The organism is Leifsonia sp. SIMBA_070, from assembly GCF_046534635.1.
GTDB lineage: Bacteria > Actinomycetota > Actinomycetes > Actinomycetales > Microbacteriaceae > Leifsonia.
On the sequence record NZ_JAWRYK010000450.1, the window covers coordinates 1 to 261 of the forward strand.

General features: G+C 65.1%; 1 pseudogene. It reads left to right on the forward strand.

Features of this window, described 5'->3' with window-relative positions:
* A pseudogene (locus SB754_RS21035) lies at window positions 1-238 on the forward strand (cytochrome C oxidase subunit II); the annotation flags it as partial.
* Window positions 239-261: the final 23 nt, after the last annotated feature.

Genomic DNA, 261 nt, shown 5'->3' on the forward strand with positions numbered 1-261 from the left:
CGGCCTGCATGTTCTCCTTGACGTCACCGGCACCTTCGTGGGCAAGTGCGCCGAGCTCTGCGTCGAGTACCACGCGGCCATGCTCTTCAACCTGAAGATCGTGTCGCAGTCCGACTACGACGCCCACATCCAGAGCCTGAAGGACCAGGGCTACACCCGCCAGCTGGGCTCCGAGTACGACCGCAACCAGAACCTGCCAGGACCGGTCGCCCCCTCGGGCGCCCAGGGCAACGAGTAGGACGCACTGATGACGACGACAGC